Source organism: Jejuia pallidilutea (genome assembly GCF_002973595.1).
Taxonomy (GTDB): domain Bacteria; phylum Bacteroidota; class Bacteroidia; order Flavobacteriales; family Flavobacteriaceae; genus Jejuia; species Jejuia pallidilutea.
On the sequence record NZ_PVEO01000003.1, the window covers coordinates 243,144 to 267,228 of the forward strand.

21 protein-coding genes are annotated in these 24,085 nt (G+C 33.0%); 14 read left to right on the top strand and 7 right to left on the bottom strand.

All coding sequences use genetic code 11. The features are described from left to right. Positions 1 to 22 precede the first annotated feature (22 nt). The 3 genes from CLV33_RS07110 to CLV33_RS07120 all read left to right on the top strand — a co-directional run bounded on the left by CLV33_RS07110 (position 23) and on the right by CLV33_RS07120 (position 3,808). Positions 23 to 1,630, top strand: a complete 1,608-nt coding sequence (locus tag CLV33_RS07110; protein WP_105473309.1) for a S8 family peptidase — start codon at positions 23 to 25, stop codon at positions 1,628 to 1,630. 80 nt (positions 1,631 to 1,710) lie between these two features. Next, positions 1,711 to 3,555 (top strand): M1 family metallopeptidase, encoded by a 1,845-nt coding sequence (locus tag CLV33_RS07115; protein ID WP_105473310.1) that lies wholly within the window; start codon positions 1,711 to 1,713, stop codon positions 3,553 to 3,555. A gap of 4 nt (positions 3,556 to 3,559) precedes the next feature. Further along, positions 3,560 to 3,808 carry a hypothetical protein gene (locus CLV33_RS07120; protein WP_042240278.1) on the top strand — a complete coding sequence of 83 codons (249 nt, stop codon included), beginning with the start codon at positions 3,560 to 3,562 and terminating at the stop codon, positions 3,806 to 3,808. A gap of 204 nt (positions 3,809 to 4,012) precedes the next feature. On the opposite strand, the gene CLV33_RS07130 is transcribed toward CLV33_RS07120, so the two are convergent. Continuing rightward, on the bottom strand, positions 4,013 to 4,705 hold the full coding sequence (locus CLV33_RS07130; protein WP_235420513.1) for a hypothetical protein: 693 nt from the start codon (positions 4,703 to 4,705) through the stop codon (positions 4,013 to 4,015). A gap of 128 nt (positions 4,706 to 4,833) precedes the next feature. Here CLV33_RS07130 and CLV33_RS07135 point away from each other — a divergent pair, with 128 nt between their 5' ends. Genes CLV33_RS07135 through CLV33_RS07150 form a run of 4 tightly spaced genes read left to right on the top strand, consistent with a single transcriptional unit; the run spans position 4,834 to position 8,318 of the window. Beyond that, positions 4,834 to 6,054, top strand: coding sequence for a sulfite oxidase (locus CLV33_RS07135; protein ID WP_105473312.1), 1,221 nt, complete (start codon positions 4,834 to 4,836; stop codon positions 6,052 to 6,054). Beyond that, positions 6,055 to 6,528, top strand: coding sequence for a monoheme cytochrome C (locus CLV33_RS07140; RefSeq protein ID WP_105473313.1), 474 nt, complete (start codon positions 6,055 to 6,057; stop codon positions 6,526 to 6,528). Continuing rightward, positions 6,512 to 7,438 (top strand): sulfurtransferase, encoded by a 927-nt coding sequence (locus CLV33_RS07145; protein WP_105473314.1) that lies wholly within the window; start codon positions 6,512 to 6,514, stop codon positions 7,436 to 7,438. The genes CLV33_RS07140 and CLV33_RS07145 overlap by 17 nt, the downstream gene beginning before the upstream one ends. A 4-nt stretch (positions 7,439 to 7,442) precedes the next feature. After that, positions 7,443 to 8,318 carry a sterol desaturase family protein gene (locus tag CLV33_RS07150; RefSeq protein ID WP_105473315.1) on the top strand — a complete coding sequence of 292 codons (876 nt, stop codon included), beginning with the start codon at positions 7,443 to 7,445 and terminating at the stop codon, positions 8,316 to 8,318. An 81-nt stretch (positions 8,319 to 8,399) separates the two neighbouring features. Here CLV33_RS07150 and CLV33_RS07155 read toward each other — a convergent pair whose 3' ends face one another. Beyond that, complete coding sequence (locus tag CLV33_RS07155; protein WP_105473316.1) at positions 8,400 to 9,584, bottom strand: M14 family metallopeptidase; 1,185 nt, start codon at positions 9,582 to 9,584, stop codon at positions 8,400 to 8,402. 4 nt (positions 9,585 to 9,588) lie between these two features. Beyond that, positions 9,589 to 11,439: a CBS domain-containing protein gene (locus tag CLV33_RS07160; protein ID WP_105473317.1), complete on the bottom strand. Its 1,851-nt coding sequence runs from the start codon at positions 11,437 to 11,439 to the stop codon at positions 9,589 to 9,591. A gap of 191 nt (positions 11,440 to 11,630) precedes the next feature. On the opposite strand from CLV33_RS07160, the gene CLV33_RS07165 reads away from it, so the two are divergent. Next, complete coding sequence (locus tag CLV33_RS07165) at positions 11,631 to 13,322, top strand: carbamoyltransferase family protein (protein WP_105473318.1); 1,692 nt, start codon at positions 11,631 to 11,633, stop codon at positions 13,320 to 13,322. A gap of 18 nt (positions 13,323 to 13,340) precedes the next feature. Here the strand turns inward: CLV33_RS07165 and CLV33_RS07170 are convergent, their stop codons facing one another. Further along, positions 13,341 to 13,973, bottom strand: a complete 633-nt coding sequence (locus CLV33_RS07170) for a sugar transferase (protein WP_105473319.1) — start codon at positions 13,971 to 13,973, stop codon at positions 13,341 to 13,343. Between the two features lie 139 nt (positions 13,974 to 14,112). Here CLV33_RS07170 and rnpA point away from each other — a divergent pair, with 139 nt between their 5' ends. From rnpA to CLV33_RS07195, 5 genes are read left to right on the top strand one after another with little or no spacing between them, the layout of a single operon-like run. Next, positions 14,113 to 14,490, top strand: coding sequence for a ribonuclease P protein component (rnpA, locus tag CLV33_RS07175; RefSeq protein ID WP_105473320.1), 378 nt, complete (start codon positions 14,113 to 14,115; stop codon positions 14,488 to 14,490). A 12-nt stretch (positions 14,491 to 14,502) separates the two neighbouring features. Beyond that, a complete protein-coding gene (locus tag CLV33_RS07180; RefSeq protein WP_105473321.1) occupies positions 14,503 to 15,315 on the top strand; it encodes a DUF4349 domain-containing protein in 813 nt (270 codons plus the stop codon). A 5-nt stretch (positions 15,316 to 15,320) separates the two neighbouring features. Then, positions 15,321 to 16,955, top strand: coding sequence for a S41 family peptidase (locus CLV33_RS07185; protein ID WP_105473322.1), 1,635 nt, complete (start codon positions 15,321 to 15,323; stop codon positions 16,953 to 16,955). Between the two features lie 43 nt (positions 16,956 to 16,998). Further along, complete coding sequence (locus tag CLV33_RS07190; protein WP_105473323.1) at positions 16,999 to 17,862, top strand: OmpA family protein; 864 nt, start codon at positions 16,999 to 17,001, stop codon at positions 17,860 to 17,862. 6 nt (positions 17,863 to 17,868) lie between these two features. Further along, complete coding sequence (locus CLV33_RS07195; protein ID WP_105473324.1) at positions 17,869 to 19,212, top strand: T9SS type B sorting domain-containing protein; 1,344 nt, start codon at positions 17,869 to 17,871, stop codon at positions 19,210 to 19,212. Here CLV33_RS07195 and CLV33_RS07200 read toward each other — a convergent pair whose 3' ends face one another. From CLV33_RS07200 to rpiB, 3 genes are all read right to left on the bottom strand, one after another. Beyond that, positions 19,213 to 19,653 (bottom strand): GNAT family N-acetyltransferase, encoded by a 441-nt coding sequence (locus CLV33_RS07200; protein ID WP_042240686.1) that lies wholly within the window; start codon positions 19,651 to 19,653, stop codon positions 19,213 to 19,215. A gap of 140 nt (positions 19,654 to 19,793) precedes the next feature. Next, positions 19,794 to 20,714 carry a cation diffusion facilitator family transporter gene (locus CLV33_RS07205; protein ID WP_105473325.1) on the bottom strand — a complete coding sequence of 307 codons (921 nt, stop codon included), beginning with the start codon at positions 20,712 to 20,714 and terminating at the stop codon, positions 19,794 to 19,796. 20 nt (positions 20,715 to 20,734) lie between these two features. After that, positions 20,735 to 21,169, bottom strand: coding sequence for a ribose 5-phosphate isomerase B (rpiB, locus tag CLV33_RS07210; RefSeq protein ID WP_042240247.1), 435 nt, complete (start codon positions 21,167 to 21,169; stop codon positions 20,735 to 20,737). A 618-nt stretch (positions 21,170 to 21,787) separates the two neighbouring features. Between rpiB and rnr the strand changes: the two genes are divergently transcribed. Then, the gene (gene rnr / locus CLV33_RS07215) at positions 21,788 to 23,986 is read left to right on the top strand and encodes a ribonuclease R (protein WP_105473326.1); all 2,199 of its coding nucleotides are present in this window, start codon (positions 21,788 to 21,790) and stop codon (positions 23,984 to 23,986) included. Positions 23,987 to 24,085 lie beyond the last annotated feature (99 nt).

Consider the following 24,085-nt stretch of genomic DNA (forward strand, 5'->3'; position numbering starts at 1 on the left):
AAAAGGACTAATTTAATATATAATGAGAACAATTAAACAATTAACGCTAAGCATAGCGTTATCTGCCCTATTATTTGGGTGTGGAAGCACAGGTGAAATTCTATTAACTCCAGAAGAAAATATTGATGCCATTCCATTAAAAGTTTCAGACTTAACTCAAGCTGAAAAAGAAAATTGGGGACATTTAGATTTGCTTAAGGATACCATTCCTGGAATGAGCGTAGACAAGGCCTACACTGAAATTATTAAAAATAAAAAAGGAAAAAAAGTAATTGTAGCCGTTATCGATTCTGGTATCGATATAGACCATGAAGATTTAGATGATAACATATGGACCAATAAAGATGAAAAACCTGGAAATGGTATAGACGATGACAATAATGGCTACATTGACGATGTACACGGTTGGAACTTTTTAGGCGATGGTTACAACGAGCAACTAGAATACGTTAGAATTATAGCTAGTGGCAACACTAGCCACCCAGATTATGCAGCAGCAAAAGCAGAATATGAGAAAGAATATACAAAATGGACGCAAAGAAAAACACAGTACGACCAAGTATACGAGCAAGTAAAGAATGCTAACGAAACACTAACAAAACATTTTGGTAAAAAAGACTATACGAAAAAGGAAGTTGGGGCTATTAAAACGGAAGACCAAGCCCTAAATCAAGCAAAACAAATTGCACAATACATGTATAGCAACGATATAGACACCATGGCCGATGCTGTTGAGGAAATAGAAAGCGCCATTAAAAGCATTAACGAGCGCTTAAACTATAACTTAAATAAGGATTTTAAAGGTAGGGTAAATGGCGATGATCCTGAGGACATGAGTTCTAAATACTACGGAAACGGAAATGTTAAACCTGTACAGAAAGATGAAAGCCATGGCACACACGTAGCGGGTATTATAGCTGCAGAACGCAACAATGGTAAAGGTGCAAATGGTGTTGCCAACAACGTTGAAATTATGAGTATTAGAACCGTACCAAACGGTGATGAGTACGATAAAGATGTGGCACTTGCCATTCGTTATGCTGTAGATAATGGCGCCTCTATTATTAACGGAAGTTTTGGAAAAAGTTTCTCGCCTCACAGCGATTGGGTAAGAGATGCTATTGCATATGCAGCTAAAAACGATGTAGTATTTGTACATGCCGCTGGAAACGATAGCAAAAACGTTGATGTAGAACCCAACTTTCCTGATGATAATATAAACGGACAAGAAATATCAGATACTTACATTAGAGTTGGAGCATTAGCGCCAAAATATGGCTCAGGATTACTGGCAGGTTTTTCAAATTATGGAAAAAGCAATGTAGATGTATTTGCGCCGGGAGCTCAAGTATATTCTACCACTCCAGAAAATGAATACGACACTAAAGGTGGTACCTCTATGGCTGCTCCTGCGGTTGCTGGGGTTGCTGCATTAATTCGCTCGTACTACCCAAAGTTAACAGCAGCACAAGTAAAACAAGTTATTATGGATTCTGGTTTATCTATTAAAACAAAAGTTATAGTTGGAGGAAATACTGATGATATAAAACCATTTGCTGATATTGTAAAGTCTGGTAAAATTGTTAATGCCTACAATGCCTTAATTATGGCATCTAAAATGGCTAATTAGTAGTAAAATTATATATTAAGGTTGCTTTGGTAGGACAAATAGTTCTTTAAAAGCAACCTTTTTTTCTAATAAAAATTCCTATGAAACGTTTTTTATTTTCTCTTTTTTGTATTTCTCTTTTTGTATCCTGTAATAGCACCAAAGAAACACCTGTTTTAAATACTCTTAAACCTCATACGTCGCCTTATAATTCAACATCTAATTATTGGCAGCAACATGTAAATTATAAAATGGAAATTGATATGGATGTAAATACCTATCAATATAAGGGTAAGCAAACACTGGTATATACCAACAACTCCCCTGATGTTTTAAATAACGTATTTTATCATTTATATTTCAATGCGTTTCAACCAGGAAGCGAAATGGATGTACGCTCTCTAACCATAGCAGATCCAGACCCAAGAGTTGGCGATCGCATTAGTAAACTACAACCTAATGAAATTGGATATATTAAGGTAAATTCATTAAAACAAAACGGGACATCTATTAATTATGAAACCGTTGGCACAGTATTAGAAGTAGATTTAGCAACACCGATTAAACCGGGCGACAGTGTTACGTTTACTATGGATTTTGATGGACAAGTCCCGCTACAAATTCGCCGTTCTGGGCGTAACAATAAAGAAGGTGTGGCACTTTCTATGACCCAATGGTATCCTAAACTAGCAGAATACGATTTTGAAGGTTGGCATGCAGACCCTTATATTGGACGTGAGTTTCACGGTGTTTGGGGAGATTTTGATGTAAAATTAACTATTGACAAAAACTATACTGTTGGTGGCACTGGCTACTTACAAAATCCAAACGAGATTGGACATGGTTACGAGACTACAGAAGTAAAACCTGTAAAAGGAGATAAATTAACATGGCATTTTAAAGCACCAAACGTACACGATTTTACTTGGGCCGCAGATTCAGACTATATTCATGACACAGCGCAAGTACCTAATGGGCCGCTTTTACATTTCTTCTATAAAAATACTTTAAGTAATGAAACAAAAGACTTATGGAAAAAAATGCAACCTAAAGCTGTAGAGTTAATGCAATATTTTAGCGAACACATTGGTACATATCCTTACAAACAATATTCTATCATACAAGGAGGTGATGGCGGAATGGAATATGCCATGTGCACCTTAATTACAGGCAATAGAAGTTATGGTAGTTTAGTTGGTGTTACAGCGCATGAAATGGCACACACATGGTTTCAGTTTTTATTAGCTACCAACGAAGCAAAACATGAGTGGATGGACGAAGGCTTTACTAGCTATATAAGCGGTTGGGCAATGAACGATATTTTTGAAAGAAACAATCCTAACCCTTCAGCTAATGCCTACAGAGGTTATATTTACTTAGCCAATTCTGGTAAAGAACAACCTTTAACCACACATGCCGATAGGTATATGTATAACGAGGCATACGGCATTTCAGCTTACAGTAAAGGGCAAGTTTTTATGGCACAATTAGGCTATGTAATTGGTAAAGACAATCTTAAAAAAACCATAAAGCAATATTTTAAAGATTGGGCATTTAAACACCCAACACCAAACGATTTTATTCGTGTTGCAGAAAAAGTTTCTGGTTTAGAACTAGATTGGTATTTAACCGATTTTGCACAAACTACAAACACTATAGATTATGCTGTAACATCAGTTGATGAAAAAACCATAACTTTAGAACGTAAAGGGTTAATGCCAATGCCTATAGATTTAAAAGTAATCTATAACGATGGTACTACTGAAAACTTTTATATACCATTACAAATGATGCGTGGTGAAAAACCAACTTCTGCAACTAAAATTAAAGATTGGGCATGGGCGTATCCAACTTATAGTTTTGAAACAAAAAAATCGGTGAAAAATGTTCAGATAGACCCTAGTGGTTTAATGGCAGATGTAAACCAAACCAATAACAAAATATAACCCTATGAAACGTGATGACCTTAAGGCAGTAAGTACCTTAGATTTACAAAAAAAGTTCAAAACCTTTAAAATGGCATTTTATGTTTTAGCAGGAATTGTTGGTGTTATGTTTGTTATAAGCTATTTTAATTGGAAAGAAAGTGGTATTAATGCTACCGTTTTATTACCATTGTTTTTTATTCCTATGGTGTTAGTAAACTTTTTTAATCTTAGAAAAATTAAACAAGAATTAGCATCCAGAAAAGATATTTAACATGGTTTACAAGTAAAAGGCACTAAAACACCTTTACGCTTTTTTAAAAAAATTATACGTGTGGAATCTGCCCAAATTATTTCAAAAAAGGTCTGTTCGCCAACATTAAAAAAACTGAAATATAAAAAGCCACTTTGTTTTAATAAACAAAGTGGCTTTTTTTTCGGTATGAATAAGAAAATGAGTTGCTTTAATAAACAGTGGTTAGCTCTCATTTTTTGGTAAATGAATGCCGTTTATAAGTATTATAACACCCATAGTTATCAACCAAATTACCTTTATGTGAAAAAGGGGTTTGTAAATTTCATAATTATCAGGAATACCCATAACTATACCCATAGCGGCAAGCCCTAACAACACCGTAAACCAGCCCAACCATTTAGCAACAATGTGCCACCTTATTAATCCGTAGCCCAACAACACTAAACCAACACCGGAGAATACACGTCCAAAACGAATAAAGCAGGTTACATATTGATTTGTGTATAATATATCATTTACAAAAGTTTGAATTTCAGCAGCAGATTTTCCCATGGTTTGACCAACGCCCCATGCACCAAAATTATAAAAATAAGCATTTGCAATAGCTAAGGTAAACGTACCAACAATAAGCATACCAGCACCAGGCAATATAAGTACACGATAAGGCTTTCTTGCGGTTACTGATACTAAAGCAAATAAAGCAATTGCCATAGTTACCCAACCAAAAATATGGATACGGTACATCCAAATCCAAGTCCAAACATTTTCTCCAATGGCTTCAAAGTCAGCAGCAACAATATATTCACCAATATGATGAGGTGATAGAGCCCAACCCAACCATAATAACAAGGCTGCCAAAATAAATGACCAACCTGTAAATTTAGTTTCAAAATCTTTAATCATGATATTCATCATTTTTAGTTTTTAGGAAGTGATGCAATCTACCTTTAAACTCAACTTTTTTATGTAACATTGGTTACACAAAAAAACCCTTATACACTGTAAATTAGGAAGTTGGTTACCTTAACTTTAAATTAAATATTTTGAAAAGAAGAGATTTTGTTAAAAAAGCAACATTAAGTTCATTTGCTAGCCTAATAGGGGCAGATCTTGTTTTTGGGTCTAAAATGCTTAAAGGTTATACACCTTTGGCGTTACAAGATCCTGATCCTTTCAAATTATTTAATAAGCATAAAGACATGGTTGTACTTAACGACAAACCATGGAATATTGAAGCACAAGCACATTTGTTGGACGATAAGATTACACCAAATTCCTGTATGTTTATTAGAAATAATGGCTTAGTACCTGAAGATATTGATCCTAAAACATGGACCCTCACTATTGATGGAGAATCGGTAAAAAACAAAACATCATATACCCTATCCGAGTTAAAATCTAAATTTCAGCAACATACCTATCAATTAACATTAGAATGTGGTGGCAATGGGCGTGCAGAGTTCGATCCGCCAGCAAAAGGAAACCAATGGACTGTAGGTGCGGTACATTGCGCCTCTTGGACTGGTGTACGCTTACGCGATGTTTTAGAAGATGCCGGTATTAAAAATAACGCCGTTTATATTGGCTATCATGCCATAGATAAACACCTTAGTATGGATCCGAACAAAGAACCAATTTCTAGGGGTTGCCCAATAAATAAAGCCTTACAAGATGAAACCCTTTTAGCTTTTAAAATGAATGGAGAAGATATTCCACTAGTTCATGGGTATCCTTTACGTTTGGTTGCAGGTGGTTGGCCAGCTTCGGTTTCTGGTAAGTGGATAAATAGAATTAGCATTCGTAACAAAGTACATGATGGTACAAAAATGACTGGTACAGCCTACCGAGTACCATGCGAACCCGTTGCCCCAGGAGATAAAGTAAAAGATGAAGATATGTGCATTATAGAGTCTATGCCTGTTAAATCTATAATAACCTATCCTAAAACTGGTGCGATTATAAAAAAAGAAAAGTCTTTAAATATTAGGGGGCATGCTTGGGCAGGAGAATTGGAAGTTGCTAAAATGGAATATTCCATAGATTTTGGCGCCACCTGGAACACATGCCCTGTAGAAAAACCAAAAAACCGTTTAGCATGGCAACATTTTTCGGCCACAGTAAATTTTCCAAAACCTGGTTATTATGAGGTTTGGGCAAGAGCAACAGACACCAACGGTATTGCGCAACCTATGCTTTTACCCGGTTGGAATCCAAAAGGATATTTAAATAATGCTTGCCACAGAATAGCAATAAAAGTTACATAAATGAATAAAGAAGAAACTTTTAGGGTACAAGTTAGAAAAGTGCGTCGCCTATTGATGTTACTTTTAGCATTATTCATAATTTCTGGAGGTGGAATGCTTTATTATATGGTAAACCCTAATGCTTTAGATTTTATGTTAAAACCTGAAACTGTTGCATTTAAACCTATTGAAGTTGATGAAGACAGGATTGAAAATGGAATTCATGTACGAACCGGTTTAGTAGATGCTGAAGGCTTAATGACTGTTGTAAACAATTGTACTAATTGTCACTCTTCAAAATTAGTGACACAAAATAGAATGAATGCTGAACGTTGGAATACAACAATTAAGTGGATGCAAGAAACGCAAAACCTTTGGGACTTAGGGCGTAACCAAGAGGTTATTGTTAATTATTTAGTTACCAACTATCCACCAAAAGCAAAAGGAAGACGATCGGTTTTAACAGATATTGATTGGTATGCGCTGGAAGATTAATGCTGCCGTAATTCTATTTTTCATTTGGGCATGTAAACATGAAACAAATGATGTGGTAGAAGGTGTTAAAACCAAGTATTTAATTGAAGCAGAAGAATTAAAGGGAATTGCACAACACCCAAACATTAAAATAATTGATTTTAGAAAAAAAGAAATTTATGAAAAAGAACATATAGCTGGTGCTTTAAACATTTGGCGAACAGATATTGAGGAAACCGCTTACCCTTATGAAGGCATTATGGCTAGTAAAATACAAATAGAAACATTATTTGGAAAACTTGGTATTAAAACCGAGGATACTATTATAGTGTATGATGACAATGGATTGTGTGAAGCCTCTAGATTATGGTGGATCTTGCAAAACTATAATTTTAAAAATGTAAAACTATTGCAAGGTGGAATTTTAGAGTGGAAGTTAAATAATGGTTTTGTAACTACAGAAATACCCGAAGTTAATGCAACTATTTTTAAACTTACAGAGCATCCTAAGATGCAATATCATATATCAAAAGAACAGGTGGTTAAAGCTTTAAACAACTATACGGTTATTTTAGACACCAGAAGTGAAGATGAATTTACAGGAAAACGACAAAAAAAAGGAGCATTTAAAGCAGGACGACTCCCAGGGAGTATTCATATAGATTGGGCAGAGGCTATAAATTATAGAGGCGATATGCGCTTTAAATCGTTAGTAGAATTAGAGAATATTTATAGTAAACTAAATGTAAAAAAGAACGACTCTATTATTTTGTATTGCCATAGTGGCGTTCGTTCAGCACATACAACTTTTGTGCTAACACAATTATTAGGATATAAAAATGTAAAAAATTATGATGGCTCATGGACAGAGTGGAGCTACTTTAATGATTTACCATTTGAAAAAGACAGTATAACAATTTTAAGTAAGTAAAATTATGAAAAAGTATTTAGACGCATTTGTTAATGCCTTTATGGGAACTTTAGATTGGACATGGAAATCGATATTATTTGAAGTTCCATGGTACACAAATTATTTTTGGGGGCTTACAGTAATTTCCTTAGTGGTTTGGTTATTGGAAATTGCATTTCCTTGGCGAAAAGAACAGTCAATTTTTAGAAAAGATTTTTGGTTAGATGCATTTTACATGTATTTTAATTTTTTCATATTTGCGATTGTTATAAGTGGAGTTTATCAAATACTAGGCGTTCTCTTTGGTGAATTTAATATAACAGCAGAAAGTTTCGCCATTGTAGATACCGCTTATTGGCCCATGTGGTTGCAATTATTGGTTTTCTTTATTGTTTTAGATTTTGTACAGTGGTTTACACATGTATTGTTACATAAATATAGTTTTTTATGGAAGTTTCATAAAGTACACCATAGTGTAAAAGAAATGGGGTTTGCCGCTCATTTAAGATACCACTGGATGGAGAATATACTTTATAAACCACTTAAAACATTTGGTGTAATGTTACTTGGTGGTTTTGAGCCAGAACAAGCTTATATTGTACACTTTATAGCAATAACGATTGGTCATCTTAATCATTCTAATATTAAAATTACATGGGGGCCGCTAAAGTATATTTTTAATAATCCAGTAATGCATTTATACCACCATGCTTACACATTACCAGAAGGAAAATATGGTGTTAATTACGGTATTAGTTTAAGTCTTTGGGATTATATTTTTAAAACTAACTACATACCTGAAGATAGCGGCACGGTAGAAATTGGATTTAAAGGTGATGATATATTTCCAAAAGATTTTATTCACCAAAACACTTACGGTTTTAAAAAAGGCCAACGTTAATTTTTTTATTTTTAATAAAACAAAATCACTTAATTGCTAAACATTTAAATGAAGTAATTAAGTGATTTTTAACTTTAGGCCTCAATACCAAGGCTCTCTTTTATAAATTTTAGTCTTAGCTACACGCTCTCGATTATTTAGTCTTAAATGTGTACTCGTTATTTCCCTATTTCTATAACCTAATAAATGAAATAAAGGTTTAGCCAAAAACTTTGCTATGGTTAAGTTTACTTGTAAAATACCTTCATTTTTATTTATCCAAGAAACTCCTGGTAAACAGGCAAGCAAGCTATCGGTTTTTACGCGTCTTAATACGGTTGACAATTTTAAAAAAAATGGTTTTATGGGTTTAATAATAAAAAAACCTTCGTTACCCTTATTTTGGTACAATGGCATAAAAATATGGCCATTATAATCAGAGCGTATTTCAGTATTATTAAAGTGTGCTATTGGTGTACCTTTTGTAATGGGCTGAAAACTTTTAAAGCCGCCTTTCATTTTAAAATTATCATTACTAGTTATATTTTGTAAATGCACTATTTCATAAAAATCATCATCGTTTTCTGAAGCTAGTTTTAAGGTTTTTAAATGGGTTTGTACATCGGTATCGGTGTTATCTAAAATTCCAGAAAATACTAAAGCTAAATGGATAAAAGCTATATTGTTTTCAACAGAACTATAATCGGTATGCTGTCCAGATTCAAACCCAATAGAAACATAGCCCAACGTGTTTATATAGCTTAATAAAGCACCCTCTAAATACTCTTCAATACCCAAAACAATAGGTACTGGAAACAATTTTGAAAATCTTCGGTTTATTAAAGCATCGTTAATGGTAATAAATGGTAGGGTTTTACTAGAAGTGGTATGTAAATCTATAAAGTAAAAAGGACCTTTATTCTCTTTAAGAATATTATGTAAAACAGTAAGAAGTTCTAATAATTGTGTTTCTTCTGTATTGTGCGTTTTTTTAGCTAGTGTAAGCTCTATTTTTGCTTTAGTCCAAAGCCTATTTAAATCTTCATCAATATACCTTTGGTCTTCCTCCAAGGCTTTTAAGTTTCCTAAAACGCCATATACATTTCCTTTTACAACAGCTGTGTCTATTGTACTTTGCAATTGTTTTAATGCAGTAACACCCGCTTTTTCGTTACCATGGATACCTCCAAAAAACACCACAGTAGGCAAATCTATATTTTTATGTATTTTAAAAAGTATACGCGTGTCTTTATTTGTAAAAGGTGCTTTGGTTTGTAGTGTATCCATAAAATTATAAATCGTTTGAAGTAATTAAACCAATTAACTTTTTTTGCTTGGTTATGGGTAAAAAACGAATGTTGTTAGCTTCCATTAAAGCTTTAGCTTCGGGTATTTTGGTTTGATCTTCGATAGAAATAACATTGGTAATCATAACACTTCCCACAGGGTGTATGGCGCTTTCTTTTTCATCTTTAAAGTCTTTTATATCTTTCCAGGACAGTACGCCTATTAATTCTTTATCGTGACTAATAACTGGCATATGGTGTATATTTTTCCATTCCATAATGTTTAGTACTAATTCAATACTATCCGTTTTATACACCGAAAAAATATCGGTACTCATAATATGCTTTACTACTCTACTATCAGCATCTGGCAATTCTGTTGTTTCTTCTAAAATACGCCATGTAGCAACTGGATGCCCTTGCTCTTGTTTTTCATAAAGTTTTGAGGTTAGAATTTGCATTGCTTCAAAACGTTTATGGCTTTTAAGTAAATGCCTGTAGCTTCTTACCGTCCATTCTGACCCGTTTAAAGCTTTTACCCTATTTTTAATAATTGCTAAATAATATTCTACATCTTTAGGAGCTACACCAAACTTATATAATCCTTTGTAGGCCATAGGAAGCAACTCGTTTAATATTAAATCCAAACAAGATTTATAGCTACCGTCCCAATACATTTGTGCTGCCATTCCGTAGCGTGCTGCATTAAAAAAATTGGTTTTAACGTCCTTAAAATCCCAACGTTTATGAATGTTATCGTATTTTTTAGGTTTCCCCATCATTACACCAACCCAAAATACCATATTTGCTATTTCATCAACTGTTGTAGGACCAGACGGAATATATCTATTTTCAATTCTTAAATGGGGTTTGTTATTACCAACACCGTAGCAAACTCTATTCCATGGGTATACCGTGCCATTATGTAATTGTAATGCCAATAACTTAGGGGTTTGGTTGTTCTCAATAAGGTCTACACTATCTTTTATATATGCTGAAGTTAAAAAGCTTCTAAATCGGGAAATATTATCCTTAAAAATATCGGTTACTGTACCAGTGTACCAATTTCTTCCAAAACTTACACGAGATTGATTTTCGTTTAATAAGAATGATTTAGCCCTGGTATCTATACTTTGGGTAAAAAGAGCAATTCTAGTTTCACTCCATAATTCTTTGCCAAATAATAAAGGGGAATTAGCACAAGCACTTAATATAGGTCCTGCAATGGCCTGTGCCCAATTGTAAGTGTCTATAAACGAATTAGGACTTACTTGTAAATGCATTTGAAAACTAGTATTGCAACCCTCTAACATTACAGAGTCGAACAATAGGTTAAGCTCATCTACACCTTGAATATGAATATTGAAATCTTGCTTTCTGGAATCCTTAATAGCTTCATTTAAAACGGTATAACGTTGTAAAGGCGTCATTTGGTGTTCACCAATATTATCTAAACCTATGGATGGTAAAATACCCGCAAGCACAATTTTAGTGTGCTTTTTCTCGGCTGCATCTTTTGCTTTTTTAAGCAAACTATCTAGTTGATTATGAAGGTTTGAAAAACAACTGCCTTTAAGCTCTAACGGATCTAGGTTTGCCTCTAGGTTATAATTACCAATTTCTGTGGTAAAATGTTCGTCATCAATATCTTTTAGAATTTCTAAAGCATTGTCACTTGGGGAATAATTAGGTTTTACCAAACAAAACTCTTGTTCTGCGCCTATGCGAATGGGCTCGGTCTCAATTATACCCTTTTTTAACATAAGGTCTAGGGCTTTTATATCGTTTAATAAATGATGAACGTAATTAGCCCTATCCTTTTTCTTTTTTAGTTTTTTAACATTCATATCGCCCATACCCAAAAAGTTTAGTTAATTATCAATCCCTTAAATTACTGTTATACTGTTAGTTATTTTATGATTTTTATCATAGCATGCTATTAACCGAAGAGAAAAGTGCTTTTTTCTTTATATCTGACGGATATCATTTACTAATTATTAAATATTACATAACATTGAAGTATTGTTAAACCTAACCTGTATATAAAATGGTTATTCTGGGAATTAACTACTACTTTCACGACTCCACTGCTTGTTTGGTAGTAAACGGAAAATTAGAAGCTGCAATAGAGGAAGAACGCTTAAACAGAGACAAACACACCAGAGTTTTTCCACAAAAAGCTATTGATAGGTGTTTAAAAATTGCTAATAAAACCTATGATGATATAGATTACATAGCAATTTCAATAAAACCAACACACAATCTTAATAAAAAGCTTGGGCATTGCGTTAAGAATTTAAAAAGTTTTAAACCCTTTATAAATCATGAGTTTGTACATGCATATAACAAGCAAAAAGGGTTTTGGAACTGGTATAACTACCATTGGAGCACTAAAAAAAGTGGCCCTAAAGTACATTTTATTCCCCACCATTACAGTCATGCGCCTGGTTCCTTCTTTGTGTCACCTTACAAAGAAGCAGCATTATTAGGAATTGATGGTTCAGGCGAGTGGGCAACAAGCTGGTTAGGATACGGAAACGGCAATAAAATTAAGTGTATAAGCGAAAGTTTTTTTCCTCATTCGTTAGGCTCATTTTATGAAGCAGTAACACAGTTTTGCGGATTTAGAACAAGTTATGATGAGGGGAAAACCATGGGGTTAGCCCCTATGGGAAATCCCAACACCTTTAAGGAAGAGGTTAAAAAAATAGTTAGCGTAGATAAAAACGGAAGAATACATTTCAACCTTAGTTATTTTAACTATCAGAATATGAGCTGGAAACGCTGTTCACCTAAGTTTTTTAAAATTTTTGGCAAACCACGTCAACACGGAGAAGAGTTTCAACAACACCATCTGGACGTTGCGGCAGCGTTTCAAAAAGTACTAGAAGATACTGTATTAGAAATATGCGATATTCTATACGATAAAACCAAGGCAGATTATCTAGTTATTTCTGGAGGCGTATCGTTAAATAGCGTAATGAATGGGCGTATCGTTAGAGAAAGTAAGTTTAAAGATATTTATGTAATGCCTGCAGCTGGCGATAATGGTACTGCTATTGGAGCCGCCTATTATCTTTATAATAATATCTTGGATATGCCTAGAAATTATGTGCATTTAAATCCTTATGTTGGCACATCGTACACCAACGAAGAGATAGAAAATGTACTAAAAGGCGCAAAAATCTCCTATGAATATTATGATGATATATCTGAAAAAGCAGCCTCTTTACTTGAAAAAGGAAAAATTATAGGATGGTTTCAAGGCACTATGGAAATTGGACCCAGAGCTCTTGGTAGCAGGAGCATATTAGCAAACCCTGCTTTTCCAGAAATGAAAGATAAAATAAACGCCGAAGTTAAATTTAGGGAAGCCTACCGCCCATTTGCACCCTCTACAATTTTAGAAGCTAAGAATGAGTTTTTCGACTTAGAAGTTGAAGCGCCTTTTATGCTCAAGGTTTGTAATGTACGTAAAGAAAAGCAACATATTATTCCTGCGGTTACACATGTAGATGGCAGTGCGCGATTACAAACTGTAAAAGAAGAATTGCACCCACGTTACTATAATCTTATAAAAAAATTGGGTATTAAAACAGGGGTTCCAGTTGTGCTAAATACCAGTTTTAATATACAAGGAGAGCCTATTGTAGAATCGCCACACGATGCTATAAGATGTTTTTTTTCTACTGGTTTAGATGCAATAGCAATTGGGAATTTTTTAATACAGAAAAATTAAAATTTTTATTTACTAAGTTTAATCACGTCTTGCCGCATCACAAGAACCTCTTTCTTCTTGTAGATTAAGCATTACAGCATGCGGATCTACAACAATATCTTTTGATGTAATAACGCTATTAATGGTCTTAATAAAAATTTTAAAATCTGTTTTAAATGAAACATGTTCTACATACTCTATATCTTTAGCCAACCTATCGTCCCAGTTTAGTAAATTTCTTCCAGAAACTTGGGCTAACCCTGTAATACCGGGACGAATAGAATGCCTTTTCTTTTCTTTATCGCTGTAGTATGGTAAATATTCAATTAACAAAGGCCTTGGCCCAATAAAACTCATCTCGCCTTTTAATACATTTATTAACTGAGGTATTTCATCTAATGATGTTTTTCTAATAAATGCCCCCAAAGGGGTTAATCGTTCCGTATCGCTTAATAAATTTCCATCAGTATCTTTTTTGTCATTCATAGTTTTAAATTTTATAATACTAAATATTTTTTCGTTTTTACCAGGTCTTTTCTGTACAAAAAAAGGAGCGCCTTGGTTTGCTATAAATAAAACTACAGTAACAACTACAAATACAGGAAATAGTAGAATAAGTAATACTAATGCCGAAAAAAAATCTAAAAGTCTTTTAATAAAATAACGATACATTATTTTTTTGGAAATTTTAATTCTTACCGAAAAAGCTGTGTAACTAACACCATATTAAAAATACTAAATTGAAAGGTTTAAATTCATTAAAACTTCAATTTTTATATTTCACTACCTTTAGCCCAACAAAACAAAACACTTGAAATTTACGTACCCAAAACAAGAAAAGCTTAAGAGCAAAAAACTAATAGAGCAGTTGTTTGCCGAAGGACAATCGGTTACAGCTTTTCCATTACGGTTAGTATACTTAGGCACTACTTTTGATGATGCTGTTATAGCAAAAACTGGGGTTTCGGTATCTAAACGCCATTTTAAAACTGCGGTAGACAGAAACCACATAAAACGTTTGTTAAGAGAAGTTTACAGGCTAAATAAAGCTGTGTATTTTAACAATTTAACAACGCAACATGCGTTTATGATTTTGTACATTGGCAAAGAAAAACCCTCTTTTGCCCAAATTGAAACACGTATGAAACTGTTGTTTGAAAAATTTTCGAACACATTTTCTAAAACTTAAATAAGCAAGCTTATGAAATTGTTTTCTTATATATTGGTTATAACACTACCATTAATGTGTTCGTCGCCTTCATCTAAAAACTATAATTACAACGAAGGAGCAATGGATACAGAGGTTGTTATAGAAGAATCTTCATCTATAAACGGTTTAGTTTCTGTTCCTGCAGAAGCAAAACCACAAAAAATTATTAAAACCTCATATCTTAAATTTGAAACACAAGATTTAGAAAAAAGTTACAGTGCAATTATTTCAGCGGTAAAAACCAATAATGGTTTTGTACAAGACGATAATTCTAATAAATCCTACAACACCATTACCAGACATTTAGTAATTAGAATTCCCACTTCAAACTTTCAAACAGCCATAGATGCCATTAGTGAAAACGTATCGTATTTTGATAGTAAACGTATTTCTGCCAAAGATGTTACCGAAGAATTTATAGATTTAGAAGCCCGCTTAAAAGCAAAACAAACCCTAGAAAAACGTTATTTAGAACTATTGAACAAAGCTAAAAACGTTAAAGAAATTCTTGAAATAGAACGCGAACTCTCTAATATTCGCGAAGAGATTGAAGCAAAACAAGGGCGTTTAAAATACCTTCAAGATAAAGTATCGTTAAGCACCATTAACATAGAGTTTTACAAATTAACTTCAGAAGCTCCAGTAACAACAAGTTACGGTACAAAAATGTGGAACGCTGTTAAAGGCGGGTTTAATGGTATTTCAGTATTCTTTTTAGGAATACTTTATGTGTGGCCACTTATTGTTATTGCAGGCATTGCCATATTTTTGTTGAGACGATGGATAAAAAAGAGTAAAAAATAATTTAGATGAAGAAAATAGTAAAAAAGAACATAGTAGTTCCAATAATTTTATCTGCTATATTTATAAGTACCACGGCATTTAAAAACGATTTTTTTGAAATAGCGAAACAAATTGAAATTTTTACAACGCTTTACAAGGAAATCAATATGAATTATGTTGATGAAACTAATCCTGCAGATTTAATGGATACTGCCATAAAAAGCATGTTGGACGATTTAGACCCCTACACGCGCTTTATGAACGAGCAAGATGTAGAAGCCGCTAGAATTAACAATACTGGAGATTACACAGGTATTGGCGCGCGTGTAAAAACCCAAAAAGATAAACTTATAATAATAGAGCCTTATAAAGATTATCCCGCAGATAAAGCAGGTTTAAAAGCTGGAGATGAAATTATAAAAGTAGGCGATATTATGGTTTCAGACTACAAAGAAGACTCTGGTAATTTACTAAAAGGCGCTTCGGGAAGTACCGTAAATGTAACTTTTAAACGCAACAACAACACAAAAACGGCCACTATAGAGCGTGCCGAAGTAGAGATAAAAGCAGTACCGCATTACTCTATGGTAGATACCAAAACAGGATATGTTGTGTTAAGTAAATTTAACCGTAAAGCATCGGCAGAGACTAGTTATGCCATAAGAGATTTAAAAGCCCAAGGTGCAGAACGCCTTATTTTAGATTTAAGAGGGAACCCTGGCGGATTGCTAAACGAGGCTGTTAATATTGTAAATTTATTTGTGCCTAAAGGGCAACTGGTAGTTACTACAAAGTCTAAAGTTAAAAAATACAACAAGCAATATTTTACCAGTAGAGAACCTTTAGATACCGATATTCCCTTAGTGGTTTTAATAGATGAGTCTAGTGCTTCGGCTAGTGAAATTGTATCTGGTACATTACAAGATTTAGATCGTGCCGTAATCGTTGGCGCGCGTAGTTTTGGTAAAGGTTTGGTACAGCGCCCAAAACAGTTAACTTACGGTACTCAAGTAAAAATAACCATTTCTAGATATTACACGCCATCAGGACGCTGTATTCAATCTTTAGATTATTGGAATAGAAACGAAAATGGTGAGGCGGTTCGTGTAAAACAAGAAAATTACAACGAATTTAAAACCAAAAACGGACGTAAAGTTTTTGATGGTGGCGGCATTTTTCCTGATGTTACTATCAACAAAGTAAAAAATACAACCATTACTAAAGCGATATTAAATAGCGATTTAATATTCGATTTTGCTACAGATTACTACTATAAAAATCCTTCATTGGATATTGATAATTTTAAATTAACCGATACCGATTTCAAGGATTTTAAAATCTTTTTAGAGAACAACAACTTTACATTTACAACCGATACCGAAAAAGCATTGTATAAGGCCTACGAAACTTCAATTAAAGAAAATTTAAACAACGATATAAAAGCAGATTACGATGCACTTATTTCTGGATTAAGAAACTCTAAAAAACAAGCAATTGATGCTCATAAGGATTTTATACTAAAATCGCTTACAGAAGAGATTGTAAAACGATATGCCTACCGTGAAGGCTTATACGAATATTATAAAGCTAACGATGCACATATTAAAAAAAGTACGCAAATCCTCGGTAATACTATGACTTACATGGATTATTTAAGGTAGATTTCTAAAAAATATTATCTTTAAGCATTAATAGCTCCCCATAATGCATAGACTACTTGTAATCATATTGTTATGCCTTAAATTAAGTGTTGCGTTTTCCCAAACACAATACACCCACGATGTGTATTTTAATACTGATGAATTTGTAGTACCTAAAACCGAGGAAAATAGGCTATTACTCTTTATATCTAAACTTCAAGATATAGAAATAGAATCTATTGTTATATATGGTTTTTGTGATGATGTTGGTGCCGATTCTTACAATATGGTATTATCTCAACAGCGTGCCGATGCCATAAAAACTATTTTTGCCAATAACGAAATTAGCGAAGAATTAATACGAAATGTAGATGGTAAGGGCGAAATACTACTTAAAATTGTTAACGAAAAAGACATTTTAAAAATTAGGGGCCTTAATAGAAAAGTAGAAATTATTGTTAGCGAAAAAGCCCCAGAACCAAAAATTGAACCAGAGCCTGTTAAAAAAGAAACTGTTAAAGACCCCTCCATTTCAGAACAAATAAAAGGAGATATAAAAGTAGGGGACAAAATTATTTTTAAGAACATTTTGTTTAAAACAGGGTATAGTACCGTTGTACCAGAATCTAAAAAAATATTAGAAGATATAGCAAAAGCTCTGTTAGAACGAGATGATATATATTTTACCATTCAAGGCCATGTGTGCTGTACAAAATACACAAGAGATGCCATAGATAAACGCACAAAAAAACGCAATCTTTCTGTTGCTAGAGCAAAATATGTTTACGACTATTTTGCTAGAAAAGGTGTAAACAAAAATCGTATGCGTTATATAGGCATGCGTAGAAGATTTCCGTTAGGTGGCGACCCAAAATTCGATAGACGTGTAGAGATTGTAATTACTTACGTTGGAGATAACACTAAATAAATAGTAATGGCCTACAAATTATGCCTTTTACTTGCCACTATACTCTTTTTAACTTTTAAAGGTGTTTCACAAAACACATTTGTACCAGACGATAATTTTGAACAAGCTTTAATTGATTTGGGGTTCGATACACCACCATTAGATGATGTGGTACCCACAGCAAATATTATTAACATAACCAGTTTAACAATTAGCAACAAAAACATACAAAACCTTACTGGTATAGAAGATTTTGCAGCACTATCCCAACTATTTGTTCAAGATAACCAGTTAAGTAGTATTGATGTAAGTGCTAATAGTAACCTTCAAATTTTTTGGTGCTTTAACAATTTACTATCAGTTATCGATGTAAGCAATAATCCTAATCTCATTTCGCTACGTTGTGAAGAAAATAATTTAACAAACCTAGACCTATCTCGTAATTCTGAATTAAACGTTTTAACTTGTGGAAATAATAACCTTTTAAATTTAGATGTATCTTTAAACACAAAGCTTAACAGGTTAATATGTAGCAACAATAACTTAACTTCTTTAGATTTAAGTAAAAACCCCGATTTATCGCAACTTTCCTGCGACGGTAATGAACTTAATATTCTAGATTTAAGCAACAACCTAAAAATAAACATATTAAACTGTTCCAATAACGTACTAAATGAGCTTGATGTATCTGCCCAAACCGACTTAATTGAGTTAAACTGTAGTAACAACCAGCTGTGTTATTTAAATATTAATAATGGCAACAATGTAAATATAACCTTAATAGACTTTAGCGGGAATACTAATCTAACCTGCGTTATAATTGATGATTTACTTAATAATCGGTCTACGTGGTTACCACTAAATTATCAAGATTATGTTATATCTATTGAGGAGTGCAGCAGTAAAGTTTTGGTAGATAACTTAGAAGATTTTATAGGAACATCGTATATATTACCGCCAATAACCAATGGAAACTATTTTACGGCTACTTTAGGTAATGGCATACCTTTAACTGTGGGTGACGAAATTACCAGGACCCAAACCATATACATATACAACGAAAACGGATGTTTTAGCAACGAAACCAGTTTTAGCGTAATAATATCAGATAGTCCTTATTTTATACCAAAATATTTTACACCTAATAACGATGGTACAAACGATTTTTGGCAAGTAATTGATACCAATAACAGTATAAATACCATTTCTATTTACAACAGGTTTGGTAAACTTGTAAAGTTTTTACCTAAAAACTCCCCAGGATGGGATGGTACTTTTAACGGTAAATTTTTACCAAACGATAGCTATTGGTACGAAATAGTATTAAATAACAAAGAAATATTAAGAGGATATTTTGCTTTAAAACGTTAGCTACTCTTTATACATGGCTATGTGCGGAATACCATCTTCTAGATAAGATGTTCCTTGTTGATGAAAACCTAAGTTAGTGTAAAACTGTTTTAAATATTCTTGAGCTGAAATTTTAATGGTAGTTTCGTTAAAATAAGTAGAAATAGCTTTAATAGAAGCCTCCATAATAGCATAACCATATTTAAAAGCTCTTTCGTTTTTTTTAACCACCACTCTACCAATACTGGCTTCATTAAAATAATCTCCAGGTTTAAAAATACGGGTGTAAGCCACCAATACTTCATTTTTAAAACCTAAAACATGTAATGCTTTTTGGTCTTTACCATCAATATCTTGGTACACGCAATCCTGCTCTACCACAAATACCTCGCTACGTAGTTGCAGTAATTGGTACAAATTATCGGTAGAAAGTTCTTTAAAGGTTTTTATCTGTATATCCAAACGTAATATTTTTGTTAGGGCGCTACCACAAGGGTCGGGCTTTCGGCAGTCGCTTTTTTGTGTTGCATAGGTGCAACAACACAAAAAGAGCTTCAACAAATACCTCAATCCCTAGCGCATCTCTTTGCTAAAGTTATTTTTTAATCCTGTACTATCACTTCCTTGGCATCGTCCTTTCCATATTCAGGCTGTATGTTTACATGGTTAATATCGTATTTACGAAACACCAATTCTTCTACCTGTTGCAAAATTTCATCAAATTGAGATAGTGTAATATCTGCATTAAAATCTATATGTGCTTCTAAATGTATTTCTTCTTCATTTAATTGCCATACATGCACATGATGCACGTTTTTTATCATTTCAAATGTATTTATTTCATCAACAATTTTTTGAATAGGAATACTATCTGGCGTAAACAACATCAATACTTTAGTAGAGTTTTTTAATAAATCGTACCCCATCCAAATTAAATACAAGGCTATTACAAAAGTTAATACACTATCTACCCAGTACAATTGGTAATATTTCATTAATAAACCACCAATTAATACTGCAACACTCGCCATCATATCGGTTAATAAATGCAGGTATGCACTTTTCATATTCATATTAGATTCAGCATCTTTTTTAAGTAATAAAACACTAAAACCATTGCCTAGAATAGCAATAAAAGATAACCAAATAACAAGATTAGATGCTATTTTCTGCGGATTCTGAAAACGCTCTACCGCTTCAATAATTAATAAAACAGCTACTATTATTAAGGTTGCCGCATTTACAAAAGCAGCTAAAATTTCTGCGCGCTTATACCCAAATGTTTTTTGAAACGACGCTTTCTTTTTGGTTAGTTTATTAGCAATATAGCTAACCACCAAAGAAAGTACATCGCTAAAATTATGAAGTGCATCACTTAATAAAGCTAAACTTCCAGATAAAATTCCCCCAATTACCTGCGCAACTGTAATTGCTATATTGAGTAAAATGGAAATAAAAAGGTTGCGGCCTTTTAAGTCGCCATGATGATGATGTGCGTGATTATGATCATGAGAATGACCCATCTAAAAAAATTAAAATTTAATTAACAAGACAACGGAATTTTGTTTATGCGGTTTTGGTGCCTACCTCCTTCAAAATCTGTTTTTAAAAAGGTTTCAACCATTTTAATAGCTTGTGGTATAGCAGTGTAACGTGCCGGAATACATAAAATATTAGCATTGTTGTGTTGCCTTACCAATTCCACAATTTCATTGGTCCAACACAAACCCGCTCTAACCTCTTGGTATTTATTAGCCGTTATTGCAACACCATTGGCACTACCACAAATTAAAATACCAAAATCTGCTTCTTTATTAACTATACTTTTAGCAACCGGATGTACAAAATCTGGATAGTCTACACTATCGTGAACATCGGTACCAAAATTAACAACCGTATGTCCTTGTTTTTCTAAAAATGTTTTAATTGCAAATTTATAGTCTGTACCTGCGTGGTCGTTTCCTATCGAGATGGTCATAGTTCTAAATAATAATAGTTTTATATTACAAAGTTACTAAAACCAAATGCTGTTAACTACATTTTTAATGACTTGTTAATATCTATAGATTGTTTTTTATAAAAATAATTAGGAAAATCAATTAAAATTTTTAATCCGTAACGTTTAATTAACATGCAAATAAGTTAATGTAAATTTTTGGTTAAGTTATCAGCACTTCAATCTATACTTTTTAGCTATGTTAACTAAAATAATTATTAAACAATTGTTGTTAGTTTAGGTTATAAACAATTGTTGATAGTAAATTCAAATTAACTAAATTTTAAGCTATTACCTTTTTTAAAGCTGTTAATTACGTATCAATAAAATGCAATAACATATATATCAAAATAAAGCTTAAAAAAGTTATACCGCTATCAACACACTATAATAACCATCATTTATTTTTTTAAATTTTAAAAAGAAAATATTAATATAATATATAATGTGGATAACTTGAATTTAACATAAAATAAATACGATTAAATATTAAAACATTAGCTTTGTAGAAACAAATAGCTCATCTTCTCGAAAATAAAGCTATTTATAAAACAAATTTCCTATGTATCTTTAGGAAAAGAATATGATTACATAAATTAAATGACAAGAAAGAAAAAAGGGAAATCTAAAAGTAAAGGTATTCCCAACCTTACAAATACAATCTTAAGTATTTTAAAAAAAGACAGAAACCAAACTTATAACTATAAGCAAATAGCTGCAAAACTTGGTGTTAACGATGCTAGCAGCCGAAACCAAATTATAAAAACCCTAGCAAAACTTGCCACAAAACAAGAAATATTACAAGTAGATCGTGGTAAATTTAAAGCGGTAGTAAATACCGAGTACCACACAGGAATTTTAGATATGGCTGCTAAAGGTTCTGGGTATATTATCTCAGAAGATTTTGATGATGATGTATTTATAGCATCAAACAATATTAACAAAGCATTACATGGCGATGAAGTAGAATTCTATGCTTATAAAAGACGAAAACGAGGTAAAATTGAAGGAGAAATTACCAACGTTATTAAACGTGCAAAATCTGAATATGTAGGTGTTATACAAATTCAAAAAAATAGTAATTACGCTTTTGTAATTCCTGATAGTAACAAAATGTACAAAGACATTTTTGTACCTATAAATAAAACCTTAAAAGCAGAAGATGGTGATAAGGTATTAGTTTCTTTAGAAGATTGGCCAGAAAAAGCCGATTCTCCCTATGGAAAAGTGTTGAAGATTCTTGGAAAACCAGGAGAACATAATACCGAAATACACGCCATTTTAGCAGAATACGGCCTACCACATGAGTTCCCTCACGAAGTAGAAGATTTTGCTAACAAAATTGATACCTCTATAACCAAGGAAGAAATTGCAAAACGACGCGATATGCGTAAAGATTTAACCTTTACCATAGATCCTAAAGATGCAAAAGATTTTGATGATGCCTTATCGTTTGAAGTTTTAGACAATGGCTTATACGAAATAGGAATTCATATTGCAGATGTATCGCATTATTTACAAGAAGGTACCATTTTAGACGATGAAGCTTACGAACGCGCAACATCCGTATATTTAGTAGATCGCGTAGTGCCTATGCTTCCAGAAGTTTTATCTAACAATGCTTGTTCTTTACGTCCACATGAGGAAAAATATACATTTTCTGCAGTATTTCAAATGAATGATAAAGCAGAAATTAAAAACCAATGGTTTGGCAGAACAGTAACCTATAGTGATGCTCGTTACGCTTACGAAGAGGCACAAGCAGTAATAGAATCTAAAACTAATATAATTCCTGCTGAAGTATCATTAACAGGAAAAACATACGAAACTAATCAGAAATTAGCAGATGCCATACTAAAAATGGATGAACTTGCTAAAATTATGAAACATAAGCGCATGAGAAACGGTGCTATTTCCTTTGATAAGGTTGAAGTAAAATTCAATTTAGATGAAGACAATAACCCTGAAGGCGTATACTTTAAAACCAGTAAAGATGCTAATAAATTAATTGAAGAATTTATGTTGTTGGCCAACCGTAAAGTATCAGAATTTGTTGGAAAACAAACACCTAAAAAAACATTTGTATATCGCGTGCACGATGAGCCAGATGAAAGTAAACTTGCCGCATTACAAAATGTAGTAAGTCGTTTTGGTTACAAGCTTAATTTTAAGGATAGAAAATCTACAACGGCATCTTTAAATAATTTATTACAGGACGTTGTTGGTAAAAAAGAACAAAACTTAGTAGATACTTTAGCTATTAGAAGTATGAGTAAAGCCGAATATACCACACATAATATTGGGCATTATGGGTTGGCGTTTAGTTATTACAGTCATTTTACTTCACCTATTCGGCGTTATCCAGATGTTATGGCGCATCGTTTATTACAACATTATTTAGATGGTGGAAAATCGGCAAACGAAGATACCTACGAAGAAAAGTGTAACCACTCAAGTAATATGGAAATGCTAGCCACCAAAGCCGAACGCGATTCTATAAAATACATGCAAATACGTTTTATGGAAGATCATAAAGATCAAGAATTTGTAGGCGTAATTTCTGGAGTGACCGACTGGGGTATTTATGTGGAAATAATTTCTAATAAATGCGAAGGTATGGTAAGCGTAAGAGATATGAAAGACGACCATTACGCATTCGACCAAGATTTATATGCTATGGTAGGTAGAAGTAATGGCAAGGTGTACCAACTTGGTGACGAAGTTGTTGTAAAAGTTAAAAATACCGATTTAGTTAAGAAACACTTAGATTTTAACTTAATAGGAAAAGTAGAACATTAATTTAATTACGGCAGTATCTCATAAACTGTGTAAGTTTTAACATCTCAGGTCTATTATTGGCCTGAGATTTTTTTATAAATTTAAAATCAAGTATTTAAT

Excerpts from the sequence above, each read along its gene's own strand:
- CLV33_RS07110 (WP_105473309.1), top strand. The coding sequence starts at position 23 with ATGAGAACAATTAAACAATTAACGCTAAGCATAGCGTTATCTGCCCTA.
- CLV33_RS07115 (WP_105473310.1), top strand. The coding sequence starts at position 1,711 with ATGAAACGTTTTTTATTTTCTCTTTTTTGTATTTCTCTTTTTGTATCC.
- CLV33_RS07120 (WP_042240278.1), top strand. The coding sequence starts at position 3,560 with ATGAAACGTGATGACCTTAAGGCAGTAAGTACCTTAGATTTACAAAAA.
- CLV33_RS07130 (WP_235420513.1), bottom strand. The coding sequence starts at position 4,705 with ATGATGAATATCATGATTAAAGATTTTGAAACTAAATTTACAGGTTGG.
- CLV33_RS07140 (WP_105473313.1), top strand. The coding sequence starts at position 6,055 with ATGAATAAAGAAGAAACTTTTAGGGTACAAGTTAGAAAAGTGCGTCGC.
- CLV33_RS07145 (WP_105473314.1), top strand. The coding sequence starts at position 6,512 with ATGCGCTGGAAGATTAATGCTGCCGTAATTCTATTTTTCATTTGGGCA.
- CLV33_RS07150 (WP_105473315.1), top strand. The coding sequence starts at position 7,443 with ATGAAAAAGTATTTAGACGCATTTGTTAATGCCTTTATGGGAACTTTA.
- CLV33_RS07155 (WP_105473316.1), bottom strand. The coding sequence starts at position 9,584 with ATGGATACACTACAAACCAAAGCACCTTTTACAAATAAAGACACGCGT.
- CLV33_RS07160 (WP_105473317.1), bottom strand. The coding sequence starts at position 11,439 with ATGGGCGATATGAATGTTAAAAAACTAAAAAAGAAAAAGGATAGGGCT.
- CLV33_RS07165 (WP_105473318.1), top strand. The coding sequence starts at position 11,631 with ATGGTTATTCTGGGAATTAACTACTACTTTCACGACTCCACTGCTTGT.
- CLV33_RS07170 (WP_105473319.1), bottom strand. The coding sequence starts at position 13,973 with ATGTATCGTTATTTTATTAAAAGACTTTTAGATTTTTTTTCGGCATTA.
- CLV33_RS07180 (WP_105473321.1), top strand. The coding sequence starts at position 14,503 with ATGAAATTGTTTTCTTATATATTGGTTATAACACTACCATTAATGTGT.
- CLV33_RS07185 (WP_105473322.1), top strand. The coding sequence starts at position 15,321 with ATGAAGAAAATAGTAAAAAAGAACATAGTAGTTCCAATAATTTTATCT.
- CLV33_RS07190 (WP_105473323.1), top strand. The coding sequence starts at position 16,999 with ATGCATAGACTACTTGTAATCATATTGTTATGCCTTAAATTAAGTGTT.
- CLV33_RS07195 (WP_105473324.1), top strand. The coding sequence starts at position 17,869 with ATGGCCTACAAATTATGCCTTTTACTTGCCACTATACTCTTTTTAACT.
- CLV33_RS07205 (WP_105473325.1), bottom strand. The coding sequence starts at position 20,714 with ATGGGTCATTCTCATGATCATAATCACGCACATCATCATCATGGCGAC.
- rpiB (WP_042240247.1), bottom strand. The coding sequence starts at position 21,169 with ATGACCATCTCGATAGGAAACGACCACGCAGGTACAGACTATAAATTT.
- rnr (WP_105473326.1), top strand. The coding sequence starts at position 21,788 with ATGACAAGAAAGAAAAAAGGGAAATCTAAAAGTAAAGGTATTCCCAAC.